Source organism: Campylobacter concisus (assembly GCF_002912425.1).
In the GTDB taxonomy this organism is placed as follows: Bacteria; Campylobacterota; Campylobacteria; order Campylobacterales; family Campylobacteraceae; genus Campylobacter_A; species Campylobacter_A concisus_AH.
Window position 1 is genome coordinate 1 of the sequence record NZ_POYR01000064.1, and the last position, 3,885, is coordinate 3,885.

General features: G+C 30.6%; 4 protein-coding genes. All 4 read right to left on the reverse strand.

What is annotated here, in order from left to right; all coding sequences use genetic code 11:
* Positions 1–83: 83 nt before the first annotated feature.
* Complete coding sequence (locus tag CYP84_RS03915; RefSeq protein ID WP_103636745.1) at positions 84–227, reverse strand: diadenosine tetraphosphate hydrolase; 144 nt, start codon at positions 225–227, stop codon at positions 84–86.
* The gene (locus CYP84_RS03920; RefSeq protein ID WP_103636746.1) at positions 228–1,049 is read right to left on the reverse strand and encodes a hypothetical protein; all 822 of its coding nucleotides are present in this window, start codon (positions 1,047–1,049) and stop codon (positions 228–230) included. It abuts the gene before it with no gap.
* A gap of 86 nt (positions 1,050–1,135) precedes the next feature.
* Positions 1,136–3,643: an Mbeg1-like protein gene (locus CYP84_RS03925; RefSeq protein WP_103636747.1), complete on the reverse strand. Its 2,508-nt coding sequence runs from the start codon at positions 3,641–3,643 to the stop codon at positions 1,136–1,138.
* A partial coding sequence (locus tag CYP84_RS10715) for a hypothetical protein (RefSeq protein WP_430393508.1) occupies positions 3,644–3,885 on the reverse strand: 242 nt, incomplete at its 5' end.

The window sequence follows — 3,885 nt, forward strand, 5'->3', positions numbered from 1 at the left end:
CTATACAAGATATAAAATTTCTTTTAATTTTATTGTGATTATATTTATAATATTATTAATTTATTATGCTTAGTTAAGGTTTATTAATTACAAAATTTATCCGAAAAACTCCAAATTTCATTCTCATCTATATACTCAAAAAACGCATAAGCAACATCGGCTATATCAGCATAGTCTTTTATCTTATTTACCATATCTTTATTTGTTAAATTTTTTAGTGTGTTCATTTATTTATTAACCTTTTGAAATTTATTGTCTATCAAGTAAAAATAGTTATCTCCAGCTACGTTTATATATCTGTTTTTGGTAAATTTTATCCCACTTGCTTCATCGCCTGAAAGTGTATATGTTGTTTCGACAACGTAGTAGTCTAAACTTAGATCGATTACTCTTACTTCATCATTATCATCGATATAAAAATAGCCCAAGTCATAAGATGGTTTAAATTTTTCATAATCTTCATTACCAATAAATTCTTTTATTTTATCTTTGTAAATTTGTGGAGTTTTTATTTTTTTTCTTGTCTCATTTTCATAATCAACCCATCTGAGGTAGTATCTCTTTCCGTTAGACAACCTATCATAAACATGATACGTTTTATCTACTATTTCATCTATAAATTTACCCCTAGCTCTTTCATTTATATTTATACAAGCGTGCCTTATTTTCATTATATCCTTGCCAGCAGCTACAAATTCATCATATTCGCTTTTGCAAAATTTATCTTTAAAGATATCTTGCATAACCATATCTATATAATTGCTCTTATTATTATTAAATTCTTGAAAATATTTGCTTTGATTGTTATCTAGTTCTTGTTTTATCTCTTGATATAGGCTTGATCTTTTGGCTCTTATACCTTTGTTTAGCTCTTCAAGCTTATCTATCTCTTTCTCCAGCTTCTCATCAAATACATAAACACCACCATACTTTTTAGCAATGCTCTCTTGTTCGCTAGTTAGATCAGAAATTCTTATAAAGCCATTAAAATAAGCAAGTGGTAGAAGTATAAATAAGCAGATAAAAACTATAAACTTGACTTTTTTCATCATAAATCCTTTTAAATTTAAAACTATACAAGATATAAAATTTCTTTTAATTTTATTGTGATTATATTTATAATATTATTAATTTATTATGCGGCTAGATATATCTCTTTATAAAAAATGCTACCCCTACCTAGTATAAGCGGTATATCCTGAGATGTGATACTCCTGCCAGCTTTGCTTTTTAGCACTACTTGACCACCATGCGGGCAAGTGATGATGTCGTCTTCTATGACTGGGTGAGCGGTGAAATTTGTAGCCGTAGCACCCAAAGGCAAGCTTTGATGATCTAGCGCCTCTTTGTTTTGCATATGGTTCTCTTTTTTCTCATCATTGTTAGCTCTTTTTAGCTTTACATCTAAACTACCCATATCTATATCATACCCAAGCACTCTTATGCTAGTGTTTTTATTTGTGATATCAAGCGAGCCTTTAGAGCTTTCATCATCTCTTGGACTAAAGTAGTAAAAGGGCTTTTGTTCATCTTTGTTTTCATATAGATCGTGCTCTTTTTCATCTTTGAAATTTGTAAAGCCAAATTTATAGTCTTTGGCTTCATTTGCACCTTTTAGAAGTGTGGCATTTAAAAAGAGATCGACCTTGTAGTTTTCTGGGTTTTCCACGCCAAATTTATCTCTTATCTTCTCATATAGTCTCTCAATATCCACTATGTCTTTATCTTTTGTAAATATGGCTAAACTCTCTTTATCTTTATCCACATATACGCTAGAGCTAGCTGATAAAAAGCCAAATTTTATCTCGCCTCTATCTTTTACGTCGTATAAATTTATAGAGCCACTCTGCGTGCTGTTGTCAAATAAAAGAGAGTAGGTCTGTTCTGATTTTTTCATAAAATATGCTTTGTTATCTTGTGATGAAAGCGACCTTGTGAAATTTGAAGCATAGGTATAGAGCTTGCTAGCTTCTGCCTTAGTGCTAGTGACATCGCTAGAGCTCTCATCTACAACCTTGTATGTCCTGCACTTATGCATAGCCCTTTGATCTTCTATAGTTTCACAACCATATTCTTTAAATTTCTCTATCTCATCTTTGCTTATTATCTTTGTATATCGCTTCTTGTCACTAAGCTTAAATATATCTTCTATTATCAAGGCTTCTTGCTCGTCTTCTAAATTGTGATTTAATATCTTGAAGTCGTGTTTTATGTTATTTATTAGTATAAGCAACATCCAATTTTTGTTTTTGTTATATAAAAGAGGTGGAAGTGTAGCTTTGTTATCTATATAGGATGTCTCATTTTTATATGCTAAAGATAAATTTGTATCAAGATCAAATATAAGCTTATAGTTTTGCTCCATAAAGTCATTTAGATATAAAAATGTGCCTTTTAAGCTTACATTTTTTGTTTTTTCGTCATTATTTTTTTCTTCTAAAAGATATGAGAAAAAGTATAGTGTAGCAGCTGTATAGGTAAGAAAGTGCGAGCTTATACTTATATCTGTTTTTAGTATCGCATCTACATTGCCTATATTTATTAGCACCTCATTGCCATTTATATCAACCCCAAGGTCTTGTATAGCGTTTTCATAGAGTTTGTTATTAAAGGCTAGGCTATCATTGTCTGTTTTCATGTGATATATGTTATTAACATTTAAAGGTGCTGGTAGATAGGTGTGGTCTTTATCTGCTAAGAATATATTTTCTTTAAGCTTTTCATAGTATGGGACATTTCTTTTACTAAAAAGATATATGATCTCTTTTCTAATGAACCTTGGTATGAGATCAATATATGGGATACCTGCTCTAGTCGCCATATAATCTGTTAATATCCCAGGCGAGTTAAATGTATAAATTTCATCTATATATTCAGCAAAGGTAAAAGCACATATCTGAGTTAAGTATCCACCAAGGCTGTGACCGCAAATATTTATCTTTTCGCCTTCTTTTAATATAGGTATAACACTATCTAAAAAGAAATTTATTAAAGAATTTACTTGTGCTGGTATCTCATTCGTTGTCAGCTGAACATCCGCATATAAGTCTCCTGGAGTGATCTCAGTACCTCTAAAAGCTAGTATTCTTTTATCATTGTCTTTTGTATCTTCAAAGAGAGTAGCACTAAAACCTAACCCATCATTTTTTTGATGTTTTAGAAGTTTAAATCTTGATGTGAAATTTTTGGTGCGTTTGGAGATTTGGTGGTAGCCTTCTTCGTTTATGAAGATGTGTTGTTCTTTTGTATCTTCATAAACAGAGATAAAGTTCTTTATTTTATTATTGATCTTAATATCTTTTGTCTCTTTTTTAGAATTTATTGGTTGTTTTATTACTAAATCCTGCATAAATCTAGCTTCAACGCAAAGAGCATAGGATGTAGGCTGCCCTAACTGACGTCCATTTTCTTTAGCTTTTTGGTTGAGCTTTTCTAAGGTGTGACCATGATATGTGCTGTCTGCATAGTCCCATCTAGGATTTGGTTTTTTTAAAATTCTCTCATTATGAAATTTATCAGATACACTCCAAATTTCATTCTCATCTATGTATTCAAAAAAGGCATAACTTACGTCAGCTATATCAGCATAAACCCTTATTTTATCTACCATTTCTTTATTTGTTAAATTCTTTAGAGTATTCATCTATTTATCCTTGCTTTGATTGCTTATTTTTTCAAATTTATTGTTTATAAATTCAAATCTATTTCCACCTTTGGCAGCTGCCAAATTTGAACTAGAAAATTTTATTCCGCTTGCTTCATCGCCTGAAATACCAAAAGTTGTTATTTCGTATATATAAGTAGCTATTGTTTTTACTGGTACTATATTCCCACTATTATCTGCATAAAAGTATTTTAAGGTTACATTTGGCGTATATATATCAT